Origin of the sequence: Fictibacillus halophilus (assembly GCF_016401385.1) — a bacterium.
Lineage (GTDB): Bacteria > Bacillota > Bacilli > Bacillales > Fictibacillaceae > Fictibacillus > Fictibacillus halophilus.
This window is the reverse complement of the sequence record NZ_JAEACF010000001.1, coordinates 2,302,125-2,320,741: the sequence shown is the minus strand read 5'-3', so window position 1 is coordinate 2,320,741 and position 18,617 is coordinate 2,302,125. Positions and strand designations below refer to the sequence as shown.

At 39.5% G+C, this 18,617-nt stretch carries 15 protein-coding genes and 1 other annotated feature (1 of these 16 only partly in view); of the genes, 9 read left to right on the top strand and 6 right to left on the bottom strand.

Annotation, left to right across the window (positions count from 1 at the left end; all coding sequences use genetic code 11):
• Positions 1-219 precede the first annotated feature (219 nt).
• Together I5J82_RS12050 and murC are read left to right on the top strand one after the other, a co-directional pair.
• Positions 220-1,317 carry a nicotinate phosphoribosyltransferase gene (locus tag I5J82_RS12050; protein WP_198768033.1) on the top strand — a complete coding sequence of 366 codons (1,098 nt, stop codon included), beginning with the start codon at positions 220-222 and terminating at the stop codon, positions 1,315-1,317.
• Between the two features lie 217 nt (positions 1,318-1,534).
• The gene (murC, locus tag I5J82_RS12045) at positions 1,535-2,842 is read left to right on the top strand and encodes a UDP-N-acetylmuramate--L-alanine ligase (protein WP_198768032.1); all 1,308 of its coding nucleotides are present in this window, start codon (positions 1,535-1,537) and stop codon (positions 2,840-2,842) included.
• Positions 2,843-2,957: 115 nt separating this feature from the next.
• Here the strand turns inward: murC and I5J82_RS12040 are convergent, their stop codons facing one another.
• Complete coding sequence (locus tag I5J82_RS12040; protein ID WP_137788625.1) at positions 2,958-4,070, bottom strand: aminopeptidase; 1,113 nt, start codon at positions 4,068-4,070, stop codon at positions 2,958-2,960.
• A 177-nt stretch (positions 4,071-4,247) separates the two neighbouring features.
• On the opposite strand from I5J82_RS12040, the gene I5J82_RS12035 reads away from it, so the two are divergent.
• The 3 genes from I5J82_RS12035 (at position 4,248) to ytxJ (ending at position 5,541) form a co-directional block, all read left to right on the top strand.
• Positions 4,248-4,703 (top strand): DUF948 domain-containing protein, encoded by a 456-nt coding sequence (locus I5J82_RS12035; protein ID WP_066396872.1) that lies wholly within the window; start codon positions 4,248-4,250, stop codon positions 4,701-4,703.
• A complete protein-coding gene (locus I5J82_RS12030) occupies positions 4,704-5,120 on the top strand; it encodes a YtxH domain-containing protein (RefSeq protein WP_191751970.1) in 417 nt (138 codons plus the stop codon).
• Between the two features lie 82 nt (positions 5,121-5,202).
• Entirely contained in the window at positions 5,203-5,541 is a 339-nt protein-coding gene (ytxJ, locus tag I5J82_RS12025) for a bacillithiol system redox-active protein YtxJ (RefSeq protein ID WP_198768031.1), read from the top strand.
• 33 nt (positions 5,542-5,574) lie between these two features.
• Here ytxJ and I5J82_RS12020 read toward each other — a convergent pair whose 3' ends face one another.
• The gene (locus I5J82_RS12020; protein ID WP_198768030.1) at positions 5,575-7,725 is read right to left on the bottom strand and encodes a cell division protein FtsA; all 2,151 of its coding nucleotides are present in this window, start codon (positions 7,723-7,725) and stop codon (positions 5,575-5,577) included.
• Positions 7,726-7,847: 122 nt separating this feature from the next.
• Between I5J82_RS12020 and I5J82_RS12015 the strand changes: the two genes are divergently transcribed.
• The 3 genes from I5J82_RS12015 (at position 7,848) to I5J82_RS12005 (ending at position 10,922) form a co-directional block, all read left to right on the top strand.
• Positions 7,848-8,936: a bifunctional 3-deoxy-7-phosphoheptulonate synthase/chorismate mutase gene (locus I5J82_RS12015; protein WP_198768029.1), complete on the top strand. Its 1,089-nt coding sequence runs from the start codon at positions 7,848-7,850 to the stop codon at positions 8,934-8,936.
• A gap of 261 nt (positions 8,937-9,197) precedes the next feature.
• Complete coding sequence (gene ccpA / locus I5J82_RS12010) at positions 9,198-10,199, top strand: catabolite control protein A (RefSeq protein WP_144698580.1); 1,002 nt, start codon at positions 9,198-9,200, stop codon at positions 10,197-10,199.
• 21 nt (positions 10,200-10,220) lie between these two features.
• Positions 10,221-10,922, top strand: a complete 702-nt coding sequence (locus I5J82_RS12005; protein WP_198768028.1) for a 5'-methylthioadenosine/adenosylhomocysteine nucleosidase — start codon at positions 10,221-10,223, stop codon at positions 10,920-10,922.
• A gap of 149 nt (positions 10,923-11,071) precedes the next feature.
• Here I5J82_RS12005 and I5J82_RS12000 read toward each other — a convergent pair whose 3' ends face one another.
• Genes I5J82_RS12000 through I5J82_RS11990 form a run of 3 tightly spaced genes read right to left on the bottom strand, consistent with a single transcriptional unit; the run spans position 11,072 to position 13,544 of the window.
• The gene (locus tag I5J82_RS12000) at positions 11,072-12,226 is read right to left on the bottom strand and encodes an acetoin utilization protein AcuC (protein ID WP_198768027.1); all 1,155 of its coding nucleotides are present in this window, start codon (positions 12,224-12,226) and stop codon (positions 11,072-11,074) included.
• Positions 12,216-12,866, bottom strand: coding sequence for an acetoin utilization AcuB family protein (locus I5J82_RS11995; RefSeq protein WP_198768026.1), 651 nt, complete (start codon positions 12,864-12,866; stop codon positions 12,216-12,218). The genes I5J82_RS12000 and I5J82_RS11995 overlap by 11 nt, the downstream gene beginning before the upstream one ends.
• A gap of 45 nt (positions 12,867-12,911) precedes the next feature.
• Positions 12,912-13,544, bottom strand: coding sequence for a GNAT family N-acetyltransferase (locus tag I5J82_RS11990; protein ID WP_198768025.1), 633 nt, complete (start codon positions 13,542-13,544; stop codon positions 12,912-12,914).
• 159 nt (positions 13,545-13,703) lie between these two features.
• Here I5J82_RS11990 and acsA point away from each other — a divergent pair, with 159 nt between their 5' ends.
• Positions 13,704-15,419 carry an acetate--CoA ligase gene (gene acsA, locus I5J82_RS11985; RefSeq protein WP_198768024.1) on the top strand — a complete coding sequence of 572 codons (1,716 nt, stop codon included), beginning with the start codon at positions 13,704-13,706 and terminating at the stop codon, positions 15,417-15,419.
• Between the two features lie 28 nt (positions 15,420-15,447).
• Here the strand turns inward: acsA and I5J82_RS11980 are convergent, their stop codons facing one another.
• A complete protein-coding gene (locus I5J82_RS11980) occupies positions 15,448-18,315 on the bottom strand; it encodes a transglycosylase domain-containing protein (RefSeq protein WP_233096471.1) in 2,868 nt (955 codons plus the stop codon).
• A gap of 124 nt (positions 18,316-18,439) precedes the next feature.
• Positions 18,440-18,617: a binding site (T-box leader), on the top strand; it runs 44 nt beyond the window's last position.

Genomic DNA, 18,617 nt, shown 5'->3' with positions numbered 1-18,617 from the left:
GCAAGAAACCGATTATATCGGCGAAAAAAACTTTTTATCGGCAAATTTTCCATTATATCGGCAAATTTGACAGATTATTAATTTTTCACACTTTCTCGATGAGCCTCTACAGTTATCTGTTAAATGATTTTCTTGAGTTATTGTGCCTTGTTCGCTATTATAGTGTGGGGAATAGTTCCCTTCTTTTATACCTTGGAAAAAGTCATGAGGAGTAAATTAATGAAAGAAATAGAATTAAAGCTGCAAGGAAAAATTAAGCGGCTCACGAATAAAACATTTAAATTTGATGAACGGATCAGGGAAGGCTGGTTCTCTGCTGTTTATTTTCTTAAAACATGTGAAATTGTAGAATCATTTAAACCAGATAATATCGTAACCATGCAGTTCTTTCAAAAGAGTGATGCTGTCTTGTGTGGTTCAGATGAGGCGATTGCTCTTATTAAAACGTTTGCTAAGGATGCAGATTCTCTAGAGATTCATTCTTTAAAAGATGGAGATAAAATTTCTCCGTTTGAAACGGTGTTAACGATTAAGGGACCGTATCAAAACTTTGGATTCTTAGAAGGAATGATCGATGGAATTCTAGCCAGAAGAACGTCGGTTGCTACGAATGTTTATAATGTTGTAAAAGCTGCTAGCAAATCTGGCGTACAAAAACCAGTCATCTTTATGGGTGACCGAGACGATCATTTTGCACAGCAAGCTGGAGATGGTTATGCATCTTATATTGGTGGTTCTACCGCACAGGCTACGCATGCGATGAATGAATGGTGGGGCAAAAAAGGCATGGGTACGATGCCACACGCTCTCATTCAAATCTTTAATGGTGACATTGTGGAAGCTACGAAAGCTTATCACGCGAAATACCCTGAAGATGACCTTATCTCACTTGTTGACTATAACAATGATGTGATAACAGATGCTTTAAAAGTAGCGAGAGAGTTTGGAGAGACTTTAAAAGGGGTAAGGGTTGATACTTCACGAACGATGGTCGATCAATATTTCTTTAGAAACCCTGATGTACTAGGTTCGTTTGATCCGAGGGGAGTAAATCCAGAACTAATCTTTGCACTTCGAAAAGCGCTGGATGAAGAAGGTTTCCAACATGTCAAAATCGTTGTTAGCGGTGGATTTAAGAAAGAAAGAATCGAGCAGTTTGAAGAGCAAAAAGTACCCGTAGACATTTACGGGGTAGGAAGTAATCTATTAAAAATCAATATTGGATTTACCGGTGATAACGTTATGATGAACGATCAGCATCAAGCAAAAGCTGGAAGAATCTATCGCCATAATCCAAGACTAGAGTTAGTGGAATAGAGATATCATTATTTTGGAGAAGTTGGGTAAAAATAGATAATAGGGTCTATTAGACTTTTATCATTTGTCTATCATGGTGATAGCACAACAACTTTGCTATAATGATTCAAGTATTCCGAATCAAGCCTGACTGTGCATAAATAACCGTTTCAAACAGCAGGCATATAATAATACAAATAGGCCTTTTAGAAGGTGTTCTTTTTGTGGAGGGCTATACATGACAAAATACCATTTTATTGGAATTAAAGGGACAGGAATGAGCCCGTTGGCACAAATCCATCATGACAATGGTCATGATGTTCAAGGTTCTGATATTGAACAATTTATCTTTACTCAGACAGCACTTGAAGAAAAAAACATCCCGGTGTTACCGTTTGACAAGAACAACGTTGAAGAAGGTCAAACCATTATCGCAGGTAATGCTTTTGGCGAACAGCATGAAGAGATTCAAGCTGCAAATGAAAAAAATATACCTATTCATAGATATCACCATTTTCTTGGAGAGTATCTTTCTAACTTTACATCGATTGCAGTTACAGGATCTCACGGAAAAACGTCAACAACAGGATTATTAGCACATGTTGTCGGTGCAGCAAAACCTACCTCTTATCTAATTGGTGATGGAACGGGTAAAGGCAGCAAAGGCAGCGAATACTTTGTGTTTGAAGCATGTGAATATCGCAGACATTTCTTATCGTATAATCCGGACTACGCAATCATCACAAACATTGATTTTGATCATCCAGATTATTTTTCTGATCTAAAAGATGTAATCAGTGCATTCCAAGCGATGGCGATGCAGGTGAAGAAGGCGATCATCGCATGTGGTGATGATGCAAATCTTCAAGAGATTCATGCACAAGTTCCAGTTGTATTCTATGGATTTGGAGATCATAATGATTTCCAAGCTAAGAATATCAATCGTGGTGATGAAGGTACGACATTTGATGTATTCGTACGCAACACATTCTATGGAACTTTCCAGATTCCAGGGTACGGCACTCATAACGTATTGAACGCACTGGCAGTCATTGCGATCTGTCATTATGAAACATTACCTATGGATATCATTAAAGAGCAATTGAAGAGCTTTACGGGCGTTAAAAGACGTTTCTCTGAAAAATCAGTTGGCGATCAGATTTTGATCGATGACTACGCTCATCATCCGACTGAGATCAAAGTAACCATTGAAGCTACGAAGTATAAGTATAAAAATCGTGAAGTGGTAGCAATATTCCAACCACATACATTCACACGAACAAAGACGTTCTTAGATGAATTTGCAGCAAGCCTAAGTGAAGCAGACCATGTATACCTGTGTGATATTTTTGGTTCTGCAAGAGAGAATGCTGGGAATCTTTCGATCGATAATTTGATCGAAAAAATTCCTAACGCACAACTAATCACGGAAGATAAAGTTGAAGTATTAAAAAATTACAAAGACGGTGTTTTATTGTTCATGGGTGCTGGAGATATTCAGAAGTTCCAAAGAGCATATGAAGAAACACTGACTGCAAAACCATAAGAAAAAGACTTGCCGGCCGGCAAGTCTTTTTTCTTATAGTTAAAATTTGTGCTTCATGGATCAGTTGATTATTGTGTAGGAAAAGCAACTACTTACATGAACTCTGCAACGACTATTACTTTAGATTCTCAGGGTTTAATTGCTCTAATTCAGGCAGAACGAAAACGCCATCTTTACGGATCAACACATCGTCAAAGAAGATTTCTCCACCACCGTAATCAGGACGTTGGATCATGACCATATCCCAATGGATGTTTGATTCATTACCGTTATATGCTTCTTCATAAGCTTGTCCAGGTGTAAAGTGGAAGCTGCCGTCGATCTTCTCATCAAAAAGAATATCTTTCATCGGATGCTTGATGAACGGGTTAACACCGATCGCAAACTCACCTACATAACGCGAACCTTCATCCGTATCAAAAATCTTGTTGATACGTTCAGAATCGTTAGCTGTCGCTTTTACAATTTTTCCGTTCTCAAACGTTAACTGCACATTTTCAAACGTAAAGCCGTTATATGGAGATGGCGTATTATAAGAGATCGTTCCGTTAACAGAATCTTTAACTGGAGCTGTAAACACTTCGCCATCTGGAATGTTGTTTTGTCCTGAACATTTAATGGATGGAATATCTTTAATCGAGAATGATAGATCTGTTCCAGGTCCTGTGATGCGAACTTTATCCGTCTTATCCATCAGATCTTTTAGTGCAGTCATCGCGTCATCCATTTTTCCATAATCAAGGTTACATACTTCAAAATAGAAGTCTTCAAATGCTTCTGTACTCATGCTTGCAGATTGAGCCATAGATGCGTTTGGATAACGAAGCACACACCATTTCGTCTTTTTGATACGAATCTTACGGTGCATCGCAAAGATTGTTTTTTCATAAAGTGCCATCTTTTCAGATGGAACATCTGACATCTCGTTGATGTTGTCACCTGAACGAAGACCGATATAAGCATCCATCTGGTTCATTAAATCACCTTCGTGTTTCGCGATCATCTCCATCTGTTCTTCAGTTGCTTGTGTGTATTGAGCGCGCATTACAGAATGGTCTTTTAGTAAAACGAATGGAAAACCGCCAGCAGCATATGCTTCTTGAACAAGTGCGTTTACAAGTTCTTTTTGCAGTCCGAAATTTTCAATTAATACTTTTTCACCTTTTTGCAGGTTTACCGAATATGTAATTAAGTTTTTTGCTAGTTGTTGAATTCTTGGATCTCTCATGTTGAAGAAGCCCCCTATATATTTGATATCTTCTTTATTTTAACTTAATTTAAACAATTTGTAATGTTCTAGAAAAGGATTTTAATGAAGTGGTAAAGAATACTATTAAAAAACACGTTTCCTTTGATAAAAACTCGGGAAAAAGCAATAATATACTTTCAGGAGGTGTCTCGAATAATGGATATCATTATCTCAATCAGTGTAGCATTAGTCGCAGTTGCATTTGTCGTACTCGTTTATTTTTTATCAGGGGCTTTGAAATCTTTACAAATTACCCTCAATCATGTCGCAGTAACGCTAGAAAGTCTAGAGAAGCAATTAGATGGCGTAACGCGCGAGACAACCGATTTGTTACATAAAACAAACCAGTTAGCCGAGGATGTTCAAAAGAAATCAGATTCTCTTAATAACGTGTTTTCTGCCGTTCAAGATTTCGGTCAATCCGTTCAAAAGGTGAACCAATCTGTCCGCAAAGTAACAGACCAGATTACGGTTGAAACAGAGCGACAGTCTAAACAAATATCACAAGCGGTTCAATGGGGAAATGCAGCATTGAATTTATGGGAAAAATACAAACTCAAAAAATCCAATGTTGAAACCACACAAAGACAATATTCTAGAGGAGGAGTGTAAATGAGCAACAACAACAATCAAAACATTGATAGCAAAGATTTTATCATCGGTGCTCTTGTTGGTGGTATGTTAGGGGCTGCAGCAGCGTTATTATTAGCGCCAAAAGCAGGGAAGGAATTGCGAAGCGATCTGAACGAACAAGCCGTTTATTTAAAGGATAAGAGTAACGAGATCTCTCATTTAGCTCGTGAAAAATCCTCTAACATTGTTAAGACAGTGTCTGAGCAATCGAATCAAGTTGCAACAAAGGTAAAAGATCTTACTTCAAACCTTCGTAAAGATATCGATAAGTGGCGTGCGAAAGAAGAAGAAAATGCGTCTGAACTGTATGGTGAAATTACAGACGATATCCAGGATGAAGGTAAGTTGGATTATGATCCTGCAAATGAGCAAGAATTAGTAGAGCAAAAATATTGATAAGTTTGGTGTGAATATGAAAAGATAAGAAAAAGAACTTGTTTCTTTTTCTTTTCTTTTTATTATGGAGGTAGAAATCGATATGTCACTTATTCAATTACAAAACGAACAAGATTGGAATCTAGTAAAAGAGCAAAGAAACCGCATTATTCTGATGAAAAACAGTACAACATGTCCTGTAAGTCATGAAGCTTTTAAAGAATTCCAAAAGTTTGCAGCTGATAATGAGAATGAAACGGTGTATTATTTAAACGTTCAAGATTCAAGACCGCTAAGTAATGCGATAGCTGAGCAAACAGGAGTGAAGCACGAATCTCCTCAAGTTTTAATTTTCGAAGGAGATAAAGTAGTTTGGCATGATTCACATTGGAACATTACAAATAAGAAGCTTGCACAAGCGAACGAAAATACAAAAGCGTAGCAGAAATGGCTACGCTTTTTTCTTCGTATATTTTTAAACGAGTACTTCAAATTTTAATAGTAACTGATCACCTGTTTGGATCTCAGTTTGAAAGCCAGCTTTTTCCCCGTTCTTTAACAGAATCAAGCTCTCACCAGGTTTTGGTTGGAGTGTAAGTTCTACTTCTGCAAAAACATCTTGAAAAATAAACGATTGTTGATCAGTTTTCTTCATCAAAAGCCTTTCCTGAGCATGAAGAACTGAATCAGTACGTAGTTTTTCCCCTTCACGGTAAAACGTATAAAGTGGTCGTACAAGAGTCAGTTCTTCGTCGTTAAAAGTAACCGTACATGACTGTTGAAGGTTTAGGTCAAGAGCATCTGTTATATGTTTCAAAGTTATTTGTTCTTCAGTACGTTGATAATCTAATTTGTCTCCATCTTTCCATATGGTTTGCAGGTTAACACTTTGATCGTTTAGATAAACAGTATTGCTGATTGTTGCAGGAAGAGAGAGCGGCTTACCATCTATAAAAATAGTAAAATGCGAATGCTTTGTTTCACTACGCCACTTTTTTAGATCAAATATATCTGAAAGGGTTGAAGGGAAGCGATAATAACAATCATCTCTATCAGATATTAACGTATTGGCGCTTACAGGCTTTTCATTTATATAATAATGCGTGTCAAACGTCTCAGATGCACCGTTCACCCATAACGTTTTTACAGAGTGATTGTTAAAAGCCTCTTGTATCATGACCTCTGCATCCTCGCCGTGACTACCTGGCTCATAATTGATCGTTGCATTCTCTAACACTTCATCTGACAGCGTACAAGGAACACCATTCATCTGAATTGTTGGAGCTGAACCTATCCTTCCTTTAAACATCTTCACTTCACCATTCAATCGAACCATCAATCCCATACCTGGCTTACCGTAAAGTTTTGAAAGATCCGCTCCTCCGGCAATCAAAGCATCACCAATCGTAAGTTTTTTCACTTGAAACAAGCGTATTGTTTTTCCGTTCACAGAAACGGTTACATATTTAACGGGATTTTCTTTAGCTGCAATACCGATTCCTACAGGTGTTACGAGTTCAGGGCCTTCTTCTTTTAATGAAGGGATTAGGGATTGGATTGCGTTAAGGCCGCGAATTGCTACTCGCTCGATTGGCAGATTTAGCTTTTCAGCTACTTTATCACGTAAGAGAGGAGTAAGACTGCCTCCTCCTACTAGCATGATCGCCTGTGGTGCTTTGGCGTTCAACCGAAGAATTTCATTTGTAATCCCTTCTGCCAAATTTTCTATTGAATACGCAATTGTCGATATAATTTCAGCTGTGTCTTTTTGTGAGGGAAACCCTAAGATGTCTGTATAGGTTACAACTGTTTTCTCTGTTAAAGAACGTTTAAGCTGTTCAGCTACCGGAAAGTCCAGCAAAAACGCAGAACTGACGGCTTCTGTAATTTCATCACCTGCGACCGGGACCATTCCATATGCAATAACTGTTCCTTGAGCGGTAATCGCGATATCAGAAGTACCAGCTCCAATGTCAACAAGAGCTACATTTAACTTTCTCATAGAAGGAGGAATCAGCACATTGATGGCTGCGATCGGTTCTAACGTTAGAGCTTCCATCTCAAGTCCAGCTTCGTCTAGAGCTTTCATCAAGGAATCTACCACGACTCTCGGTAAAAATGTAGCGATAACTTCTACACTAGCTCTGTTTCCTTGCTGACCGATAAAGCTCCCAATCTCCTGCTCATCAAGGTAATAGTGAAGTACAGAATATCCGACGCAATCGTAGAGTAAATTGGAGTTTTCATCTAATAGACTGGCTAACTGATATTGAGCTTGCTGGACAGCTGCAAGTTCCATATGAATCACTTCATCATTCGATGAGATATCACCTTGTGAAAGATCTTTTTCAGAACGGCCTTTCACGGTCTTAAGAGCTCGTCCGGCTGCAGCAACACAAACTTTAGTTAGCGAACCTACTTCAAGTTCGAGCTGATTTTTTATCCTCCTGATTACTTTGGCGACAGCAGGTATATGGTGGATCTGGCCATCAAGCATAGAACGCTCTTCATGTTCGATCATTTTTTTATGTAAAATCTCATACTTTCCGTTTTCATGCTGTTTTAAAATCATACCGACCACAGAACGTGTACCGATATCTAATGCGAATAAAAGATTTTTGTCCACGAAGGCACCTCTTTTTGTTACGATAGATGTATAGGTAGTCTTTTTATAAATGATAGAAAACGTCCTAATTATTAGAAATGTATCATATTTCTTACATTATATAAATACTGAGGTGCTAAGATATGAATCATCTAGAATTAAACACGTTACGAGCAGAACTTGATGATGTGAATAAAGAGTTATTAGCGATAATCAATAAACGTGGTGAGCTTGTTCAGCGAATCGGTAAGATCAAATCGGATCAAGGTATGAAGAAGTACGATCCTGTAAGAGAAAGACATATGTTAGATCTTGTCTCAGCAGAAAATGAAGGGCCATTTGAAACGAGTACACTTCAGCATCTTTTTAAAGAAATATTTAAAGCAGGTCTAGAATTACAGGAAGTTGATCATAAAAAGGAGCTTCTTGTTTCAAGAAAGCGAAGACCTGAAGATACGGTTATTTCTGTTAAAGGCATGGAGATCGGTAACGGAAATCCTATTTTAATTGCTGGTCCATGTGCTGTAGAGAGTTATGAGCAAACAGCTTCTGTAGCAGATGCTGTTACGAAAAATGGAGTAAGACTTTTACGAGGCGGAGCATTCAAACCAAGAACATCACCTTACGATTTCCAAGGGTTAGGAGTGGAAGGACTTCAGATTCTAAAAAAAGTGGCAGATGAATACAATTGTGCTGTGATTAGTGAGATCGTCCATCCACAAGATCTAGATATGGCATGTGAGTATTTAGACATCATCCAAATCGGTGCTAGAAACATGCAAAACTATGAGCTGTTAAAAGCAGCAGGGAGACTCAATAAGCCTGTTCTATTAAAAAGAGGACTAGCAGCTACACTTGATGAGTTTATCAACTCTGCTGAATATATCATGTCGCAAGGAAACGGCCAGATCATCCTTTGTGAGAGAGGCATTCGAACGTATGAACGAGCAACACGAAACACATTGGATATTACGGCTGTACCGATTTTAAAACAAGAAACACATCTGCCGGTATTTGTTGACGTAACGCATTCAACAGGAAGAAAAGATTTACTGCTTCCAGCTGCAAAGGCAGCCTTTGCCATCGGAGCGGATGGAGTGATGGCAGAAGTACATCCAGATCCAGCTGTGGCTTTATCGGATGCTGCACAGCAGATGAACATAGAAGAATTTCAAAGATTTGTTGAAGAACTTGTTTCCTCCCGTTTTCTTAAAATAAATCAAATGGCTTAATACATTTTTAATCAAGAACCGGTCAGCTTTTGTGGTTATTGCTGCCGGTTTTTTTGTATATGAATAACGACTCTGAAAAAGTGTATGAATCTGCCTATTTTCGCCAAAAATAAGTAAAATAGGTGCTTTTTATTTTATTCTATTTTTAATGTATGAATAAATGGTGAAACATGTCTCTATTCGTTGCCTACTTTACTACTTTATCGTATGATAATAGCATTACATAGCTGTCGGATATGCAGTATATAAGGAGGATTTTTTTTGAATACAACAATTTATGATGTAGCTCGTGAGGCAGGTGTCTCAATGGCAACGGTTTCTCGTGTTGTTAACGGAAACCCAAACGTCAAGCCATCTACTAGAAAGAAAGTACTTGAAGCGATTGAAAGGTTAGGGTACCGCCCGAATGCAGTAGCTCGAGGGCTAGCAAGCAAAAAAACGACAACGGTCGGCGTAATCATTCCTGATATCTCTAGCATCTTTTTTGCGGAATTAGCTCGTGGGATTGAAGACATTGCTACCATGTATAAATACAACATCATTCTTTGTAACTCTGATCAGAACAAGGAAAAAGAGATCCATCTGTTAAACACATTACTAGGTAAGCAAGTGGACGGAATTGTATTCATGGGCGGGAAGATCACAGAAGAGCATGTTGAGGAATTCAAACGCGCGGCTGTTCCAATCGTTATGGCTGCTACAGTTGATATGAACGAAGAAGTTCCATCTGTAAACATCGACTATCAAAATGCTGTTTATGAAGCAGTTTCTCACTTGCTTGAAAAGGGTCATTCTTCTGTTGCGATGGTAACAGGACCATTAGAAGACCCAATTAACGGCTATTATAAATTTAATGGTTACCGTAAAGCTTTAGAAGAGCATGGTAAGAAGGTTGATGAAAGTCAAGTATTCGTTGGTGAATACACATATGATTCTGGAATTGAAGCGATTGAAAGCTTCTTAGACAGTGGAAACAAACCTTCAGCTGTTTTTGTAGGTACGGATGAAATGGCACTAGGTGTGATCCATGGTGCACAAGACCGAGGTCTGAGCGTACCGGAAGATCTTGAAGTAATCGGATTTGACAACACAAGACTTGCTACGATGGTGCGTCCGACATTATCAACGGTCGTTCAGCCGATGTATGATATCGGAGCGGTAGCGATGCGCTTGTTAACAAAACTGATGAACAAAGAAACAGTTGAAGAACATACGGTAGTATTGCCTCATCGTATTCAATTCAGAGATTCTACAAAACAATAACGAAGTGTTGAGGTGGGCGAAGTGAGGATTGGCATCATCGGTGCGATGGACGAGGAAATCGTTTATATGAAAGAGGCACTGGATATTTATGGGGAAAGTGTTTTTGCTCAAAATAAATTTTATGAAGGTACGCATCATAACAAAGAGATCGTTTTATGTAAGTCTGGGGTTGGGAAAGTAAATGCAGCAATTACCACACAGATTCTTATTGACCGCTTCCAAGTCACTCATGTTCTTTTCACAGGAGTAGCAGGTGCGCTTGACCCAGAACTAGAAGTAGGAGATATTGTTATCTCGTCGAGTGCGATGCAGCATGATATGGATGCTTCTGCATTGAGCCCTGATTTTCCAAAAGGCACCATTCCGATGTTTGCGTTTGATTCAGAATTTAGAGCAGATGCACAGTTAGTAAAACTTGCAGAAAATGCGGCAGAAAGATTACAAGGCCCTAAAGTGAAGATTGGAAAGGTACTGAGCGGTGATCAGTTTATCGCTGACCGTGAACTGGTTGAAACATATTCTGCTCTATTCAATGGGACTTGCATCGAAATGGAAGGATCAGCAGTAGCTCAGGCTTCATTCTTAAATGAAGTACCGTTCGTGATCATCCGTTCGATCTCTGATAAAGCAAATGGTGAAGCACCAGCAAGCTTTGCTGAATTCACAGCATTAGCTGCACGACGTTCGTCAGACATGGTTGAAAGCATTATAGAATCATTATAGAATATGACTTTGGAGAACTGACCCGTTAAATGGATGGGTCAGTCTTTTGTTGTATTGCTTCTTACTTTTAAAATAAACATAATGACGCTTAGTCAAACAACTACTTCTTTGCACATAAAAAGAGGACTAAACGATATAGTCCTCTTCTTTTATGAACTCTTTTTAATGGAATACAAGCTTTTCTCCAAAGTTGCTCTGTTTTTTGATGTAATCTCGTCTTTTCTTGGAATCGGTTTATAGATTCCGGATTCATCTTCCCATGTATGAGGAAGAGGATGCTTCGCCTCGTTCGTCCAACGTTTTAGCCAGTTCTCTGCGATCTGCCCTGAAGGTGCTTGATCGTTCATGACACACCATAGGTAGGACCAAGCCCTCGGAACGACACGCCAAATATCATAACCGCCACCGCCTGTTGCAATCCAACGGCCATCACAATATTTTTCGGCGACTTTCTTTGCGATCCTTGGAATTTCAGTATAGGTTTTCATCGTTACAGACAAATGAGTCAAAGGGTCATAGTAATGAGCGTCAACACCATTTTGCGTAATGATGACATCCGGTTTAAAGAACTCTGCAACTTCCCACAAGCTCTTTTCATAACACTCTAAGAAGGAGTCATCTTCTGTAAAGGCATCAACAGGAACATTGAAGGAAAAGCCATACCCTTTGCCAGCTCCTTTTTCATGGATCGATCCTGTTCCAGGAAATAAGTAGCGCCCTGTTTCGTGGATGGAAAGTGTGCAAACATCTGGGTCATCATAAAAAGCCCACTGTACACCATCACCGTGATGAGCATCGGTATCGACATATAAAACACGCGCTTTATACTTTCGTTTCATATATTCAATCGCGATTGAGCTGTCATTATAGATACAGAATCCAGAAGCTTTTCCTCTAAAACCGTGATGCAGTCCTCCGCTAAGGCTAAGAGCATGCTTGGACTTTCCTTCCATGACATGATCAACAGCAGTCAGCGTGGCACCAACGATCCAGCTGCTAGCTTCATGCATGTTAGGGAAAATAGGTGTATCTTCTGTACCTAGTCCATAGTTTAGAGCGATCTCATGATTAAGTTCTCCTTTTCCAGCCTGCTTCACAGCTTCCACATACCCTTGATCATGAATTAACAGAATCTCCTCATCTGTTGCTTGTCTTGGCTTGATGATCTGATCGTCATCCAAACACCCTGAATCTCTTAACAACTCATAAGCAAGCTGTACTCTAAGCTGATTAAAAGGATGTGTCTCACTGAACTTATATCCTAAAAGATCTGGTGAATAAACAAAAACGGAATCATTTTTCATCGCGTTCACCTGGTACAGGCGGCCACTTCACTTCATAGCCGTTATCAATCAAGTGTTCGATGACTGGAAGTGGGTTCATCGTTCCAACGCGAAATACGATAATCTTTTCTCGTTCATTATGAGAAGGATAGACGAGAACTGAGCTGATGTTCAAGTGAAAATCTTTCAAGACACTTGCTACCTTAGCGAGTTCTCCAGCTTCGTTCGGTACGGCAACCTCTAGATGAGATCCAGGTTGATGAGTACCTGTTAACAGGATGAAAGCATGCAGCATCTCTCGTTCGGTTACAAGACCGACTAACTTCGTCTCTTGGAGTACAGGAATACAGCTAACATTATGTTCATAAAAAATCGTGGAAAGTTCTTCTGCGATATCAAAAGGATGAGCGGAAAAGATGGCTTGTTTCATTATGCTTGAAACAGGCTTCTCAAAATCTTCTGGATGTTCGTTCTGGTGAAAAATAGATGGACTGGCATCCTTCACTTCGCGATCTGTAACAAGTCCTAGAAAATCTCCGTTGTTATCAATGACAGGTAAGTTTCGAACATCTTTCTCAAGCATTAACTGAATGGCTGTACCGATCGTTTCGTTTTCATGAATCGTTACAACATTCTTTTGCATCATATTTTGAACGATCATATCGTAACACTCCCATTTAATATTCTCTCTAGTCTACTGATTGAATTAGTACATAAAACGATTCTTAAAACGTAGCCGGTCGAACTGTTGGATCGTGTCTAAGTCGATTCTTTTTCCGATACGGACCATCAAACAATTAGCCGGGTGCGAACTGATCTCAGGATCATCTGTTGCCATATACTCCAGGTCACCTGCGTTCATCATCTTTTCCATGACTTTTCGGTAATCCCAAACCGATAGTTTTGTCCCTTTTAAGTCCCAGTGCCAATAGTATTCTGTCGTGATAATAATATAATCTTCCATAGCATCATCCATCATGGATACTTTTAATAGTGTTTTACCTACTTTAAAGTTGCGATAATCAGGTATGACCTCAATCGCACCTAGTTCTAGTAGATTTTCCATGTTTCCTTCAGACCATCGTTCTAGTGGATCTGGATAGACATATGTAACATAACCGATAACGGTATCCTTATTTCTGGCGATAATGATTCTTCCTTCGGCTAGTCTAGCGATTTCAGTAACAGCTTTCTTTTGTTCATGCGCCGGTCTAAAAGCTTTTAAATCTTCATGAAAATAAAGGCCTTCTAACGTTTCAGCTGATACAGGTCCTTCTACCGTAATGGTTCCATGACTCGTCTTTAGTGCTACACAGTTGTATGTTTTGATATGTTTCATTTTTACACCACCTAGGTTGGTTTCCAACTTCTATTATACATCATAAAATCATGTTGTAAGGGTTTACATACTGTTTTTAGAGATAGTTCTAATAAGTTAAAAAATTTAGATAATATGATATAATTAAAGGGATATTCAAAAGGGAAGGGAGATTTAGCAATGAAACTGGAAGCGCTTCCGATAATAAAAGGTGATTTTAATCTACAAGATTATGAGGCTACATACGGAGCATTTGATTGGAAAGACATTGAAAAAGAATTCTCCTGGCACAAAACAGGGCGAGTCAATATGGCCTTTGAAGCTATAGACCGTCATGCAGCATCCCATCGTAAAAACAAAGTAGCGCTCTATTTCTCAGATCAAAAAAGAGATGAGAAGTATACGTTTAAAGACATGAAAGAGATGTCTAACAAAGCGGGTAATATGTTACGTCAAATAGGTGTTGAGAAAGGAGATCGCGTCTTTATCTTTATGCCGCGTTCACCTGAACTTTATTTTACTTTCCTAGGTGCGATCAAACTTGGAGCAATCGTTGGTCCATTGTTTGAAGCATTTATGGAAGGGGCAGTAAGAGACAGACTTGAAGATAGTGAGGCAAAAGTACTCGTTACCACGCCATCACTTTTGGAGCGTGTCCCAGTTGATCAACTGCCGAAATTGAAGAATGTTATTTTGGTTGGAGAAGATGTTAAAGAAGAGGGACCATATGTAAATTATTTCGATCGTATGAAAAAAGCATCAAAAGATCTAGATATTGAATGGGTAGATCGTGAAGACGGTTTAATCCTTCACTACACATCTGGATCCACCGGTAAACCAAAAGGTGTACTTCATGTTCATAATGCGATGCTTCAGCATTTCCAAACTTCAAAATGGGTACTTGATCTTAAAGAAGACGATGTCTATTGGTGTACCGCGGATCCGGGCTGGGTGACAGGAACTTCTTATGGAATATTCGGCCCATGGTTGAACGGCACATCAAGTGTGATTCGTGGTGGACGTTTCTCACCTGAAGATTGGTATGGAACGATTGAAAACTATGGTGTAACGGTTTGGTACAGTGCTCCAACTGCTTTTCGTATGTTAATGGGGGCTGGAGACGAAGTGGTAAAGAAATTTGATATGTCCTCACTTCGACATATTTTAAGTGTAGGTGAACCTCTTAACCCTGAGGTTGTTAGATGGGGGATGAAAGTGTTTAACTTACGCATACATGACAACTGGTGGATGACGGAAACAGGTGGCCAGCTGATCAGTAACTACCCAGCGATGGAAATTAAACCTGGTTCTATGGGTAAACCGTTCCCAGGAGTAGAAGCAGCGATCATTGACGACCAAGACAACATCTTACCTCCGTATCGAATGGGCAACCTTGCTATCAAAAAAGGATGGCCTTCCATGATGCGTGCAATCTGGAACAATCCTGAAAAATATGACTCTTATTTTACCCCAGGTGGCTGGTATGTTTCTGGAGATTCTGCTTATATGGACGAAGATGGGTACTTCTGGTTCCAAGGTAGAATTGATGATGTTATCATGACATCCGGGGAACGAGTAGGACCGTTTGAAGTGGAAAGTAAGCTCGTCGAACACCCAGCTGTTGCAGAAGCAGGTGTTATCGGTAAGCCAGATCCTGTTCGAGGCGAGATTATTAAAGCATTCATCGCCCTTCGTTCTGGATATAAAGCAAGTGATGAACTGATCGAGGAAATACGTAGTTTTGTAAAAGCAGGACTTGCTGCACATGCAGCACCGCGTGAAATAGAATTCCGTGATAAGCTTCCAAAGACAAGAAGTGGTAAGATTATGCGTCGTGTTCTTAAAGCTTGGGAACTTGACCTGCCAACAGGTGACCTTTCTACGATGGAAGACTAAATGAATAACGATGAAAAACCCTCGAATCTCAATTCGAGGGTTTTTTCTTATTATTGTTTTGTGTTGTCGCTGGAGGCGGGTCGCCTGTACCAGGATCTGCTGGTTCAGTTGGTGGCGGTGGTGGATCTTGTGGCTCACCAGGCTTATCTCCGTCTCCCTCTGTTGGAGGAGTTGGTGGTTCAGCCGGTGGTTTCTTTTCACCGACCTGAACTTTTGTTTGTGCAGGAGATTCCTTACCAGCGATATCCACTGCAGTAACATAAACGACGCCAGCAGGTACTTTGGCTGAAGTCTTATCCGCGGTTACAGAACCGATCTTCTTAAATGATGTGCCATCTGAAGAGTGATAGATGCGGTAACCAATAACATCATTCTCTCCATGAGACGCCCATGAAAGTATGCCATCTGACATTTTTGCGCCTGCAACAGGAGAAGGAACTTTGCCGTTCTCTTTTAACTCTTTTTCTGGAACAATGTTGTTCAATAGATTCGTTGTGTTCGTTAATTTGTTGAGTGCTTCTAATCCAAGTTCACGCAGGAACTCTTCCTTAATCAGAACACCATCTCTCGTGAACTCTTGTGGTGTTGAAGGAAGTGCTTTATACTTCGCATCGCCTACAAGCACATAACGACCTTTTGTGAGTGTGTCATCCACTTCGTTAGGTGTGAAATTAGCATTAAATAAATCAGTCGTAACGAGTCCAGCACTTCGGCATAAGTCAGAAGGCAGCTTACCTGAAATTCCACAGATCTCACGACGCACGATTCCTGAAGGCATTGCGAATTGCTTTTCAGGATCCACGAGCTGTGGTGAATTTTTGTATGCAGCATTTATAAGTTGTGCCCAAATCGTTTGATTTCTTTGTCCAGTGTTACCTGCTAGGTCAGCTGGGGTATCATAACCAATCCAAACACCAAATGTAACGTTAGGATTTGATGCTACAAACCAAGAGTCTTTATCACCATTTGTTGTACCTGTCTTACCAGCCCAATCCGATTGGAAAGCTAGTTTACGTGGAACACCTGAAGCCGTTCCAGAAGACAAAACATCTCTCATCATATCAATTAATAGATATGACGTTTGAGGACTGTAGACGGGTTTCGCTTCACTCTTATGTTGGTAGATGACTTCACCATCATTAGACTCAATGCGTTCAATCATATAGGCATCAACAAAGTTTCCTCCGTTTGCGAAGGTAGAGAAAGCATTGACGTTTTCTTCAACAGTAATTCCGACTCCCAATGCTCCTAGAGCCATAGATGGTTGTGTACGATCACCTTTCGTAAGGCTCGTTACACCCATTTGCATCAATTTCTCGGTAGCCTTCATATGATCGACACGCTGATAAGATTTAATAGCTGGTATGTTTCTAGATTTTTTCAAAGAATGTCGAACTGAAACAAGACCATCAAAATCCATATCATAGTTATTTGGCTTCCATGTTCCTAATGCGATCGGTGTATCAGGAACGATTGAGCCTGGTTGAACTTTACCTGTTTCCAATGCGTAGGAATAAGCAAGTAAGGGTTTCATTGTTGATCCGTTTTGACGAGGCGCTCTCATCGCATGGTTGGTTTGTTCGCGGTTAAAATCACGTCCACCAACAAAACTGATAATCTTTCCTGTCTTATTTTCTATCAGCGTTGCACCGACTTCTTCAGGTTCAGGCTTATCGAGTTTGATTCTTTGTCCTCTACTGTTATACACGTATTGATTGGCAGGACCGAATAAATTATCATTTTTTACTACCTGTTGCATATCATCGTATATTTTTTGATCGATGGTTGTGAAAATTTTGATTCCTTTTTGTCTAACTTGAGTACGTGCATTATCCTCATACTCTTTTAGTTCCTCAGCACTTAAGTCACTTAGTTTCTTTCCATCTTTTTCAGCGTTCAGCTTTGTAAGTAACTCTACTGTTCGTCTTTGAATTTCAACTGTTAAGTATGGATATCTTTCAAATGAAGATTGCTTTTTAGTAGTTAAATTCTTCTTAATATCATATTTCATAGCTTCATCGTATTCAGCTTGTGTAATGGACCCGGCAGATAACATGCGGCTGAGAACAGTTTGCATACGTTTTATTCCTGCCGTCATGTCTTCCTTTTGCTCGCCACCTTTGTTAAAAGGGGTATAAACGAAAGGATTCTTTGGAAGGCCAGATAGGTAAGCGGATTGAGCTAGATTTAGCTTGGATGCAGGAACTCCAAAAACACCTTCTGCAGCAGCTTGTATTCCGGCTACATTTCTACCTGATGAATTTCTTCCATAAGGAACAATATTTAAATAAGCTTCTAAGATTTCATCTTTTTTGAGTACTTTTTCAAGTCTCATCGCCAGTAAAATTTCTTTCGCTTTTCTATCAAAAGATACTTCATTCGTTAGAATTTGATTTTTAATAAGCTGTTGAGTTAGCGTACTACCACCTGTAACAACAGATGCACCAGAAAACTCTTGGAACATGGCGCGAAATATCGCTTTCGGCACTACACCTTCATGTTCATAAAAATATTGATCCTCTGTTGATATAACGGCTTTTAACACATAAGGAGAAACTTCTTTTAAACTGATCTCTTGTCTATCTAGATCAGATTGTAGCTTTCCTAGATACGTTTTGTTTGCGAAATAAGCGGTACTCGTTTCTTCATAATTATAAATATCTTCTTTCATAGAAGTGTGTGCTCGTACAGGTTCGTCTTTTACGAGTGAAGCAAAGAAACCAGCTCCTACACCTGCTGCGAAAACTCCTCCGAGGATAAGTAGTACAGTTACGATCAAGAACATGTTCCATGTAACGTTATATGTAATTCGTGCTGTTCGAATAATTCCTTTTTCTTTCAAAAAGTGGACAAACTTCTCCCATTTTTGCTTCAGTTCATCAAAATGAGACATCATTTGGTAATCCCTCCCCCTCGTGTATTATAACATAAGGTCGATTTATGATAGAACACCGTTTTTGAAGATGAAGATTGACATGAAATTCATACATGTGGTAAAAATAAATGAAGATTAATATATGTTGAAAGCGAAGATAGGAATGAGTAGCAGGTGTCTCCCTGTTTCAGAAAGCTGGTGGTTGATGCGAACCAGTGCAAAGGCATTTTGTGAATTACCTCCTGGAGCTGTCTCTGTGAACGGTTAGTAGCAGAGAACGGATTAAACCGTTACGAAATGAAGTGAAAAGCCTTTTCTTTGGC

What these genes read in the sequence shown, in the direction of transcription:
- I5J82_RS12050 (WP_198768033.1), top strand. Translation starts at nt 220, where the DNA reads ATGAAAGAAATAGAATTAAAGCTGCAAGGAAAAATTAAGCGGCTCACG.
- murC (WP_198768032.1), top strand. Translation starts at nt 1,535, where the DNA reads ATGACAAAATACCATTTTATTGGAATTAAAGGGACAGGAATGAGCCCG.
- I5J82_RS12040 (WP_137788625.1), bottom strand. Translation starts at nt 4,070, where the DNA reads ATGAGAGATCCAAGAATTCAACAACTAGCAAAAAACTTAATTACATAT.
- I5J82_RS12035 (WP_066396872.1), top strand. Translation starts at nt 4,248, where the DNA reads ATGGATATCATTATCTCAATCAGTGTAGCATTAGTCGCAGTTGCATTT.
- I5J82_RS12030 (WP_191751970.1), top strand. Translation starts at nt 4,704, where the DNA reads ATGAGCAACAACAACAATCAAAACATTGATAGCAAAGATTTTATCATC.
- ytxJ (WP_198768031.1), top strand. Translation starts at nt 5,203, where the DNA reads ATGTCACTTATTCAATTACAAAACGAACAAGATTGGAATCTAGTAAAA.
- I5J82_RS12015 (WP_198768029.1), top strand. Translation starts at nt 7,848, where the DNA reads ATGAATCATCTAGAATTAAACACGTTACGAGCAGAACTTGATGATGTG.
- I5J82_RS12000 (WP_198768027.1), bottom strand. Translation starts at nt 12,226, where the DNA reads ATGAAAAATGATTCCGTTTTTGTTTATTCACCAGATCTTTTAGGATAT.
- I5J82_RS11995 (WP_198768026.1), bottom strand. Translation starts at nt 12,866, where the DNA reads ATGATCGTTCAAAATATGATGCAAAAGAATGTTGTAACGATTCATGAA.
- I5J82_RS11990 (WP_198768025.1), bottom strand. Translation starts at nt 13,544, where the DNA reads ATGAAACATATCAAAACATACAACTGTGTAGCACTAAAGACGAGTCAT.
- acsA (WP_198768024.1), top strand. Translation starts at nt 13,704, where the DNA reads ATGAAACTGGAAGCGCTTCCGATAATAAAAGGTGATTTTAATCTACAA.
- I5J82_RS11980 (WP_233096471.1), bottom strand. Translation starts at nt 18,315, where the DNA reads ATGATGTCTCATTTTGATGAACTGAAGCAAAAATGGGAGAAGTTTGTC.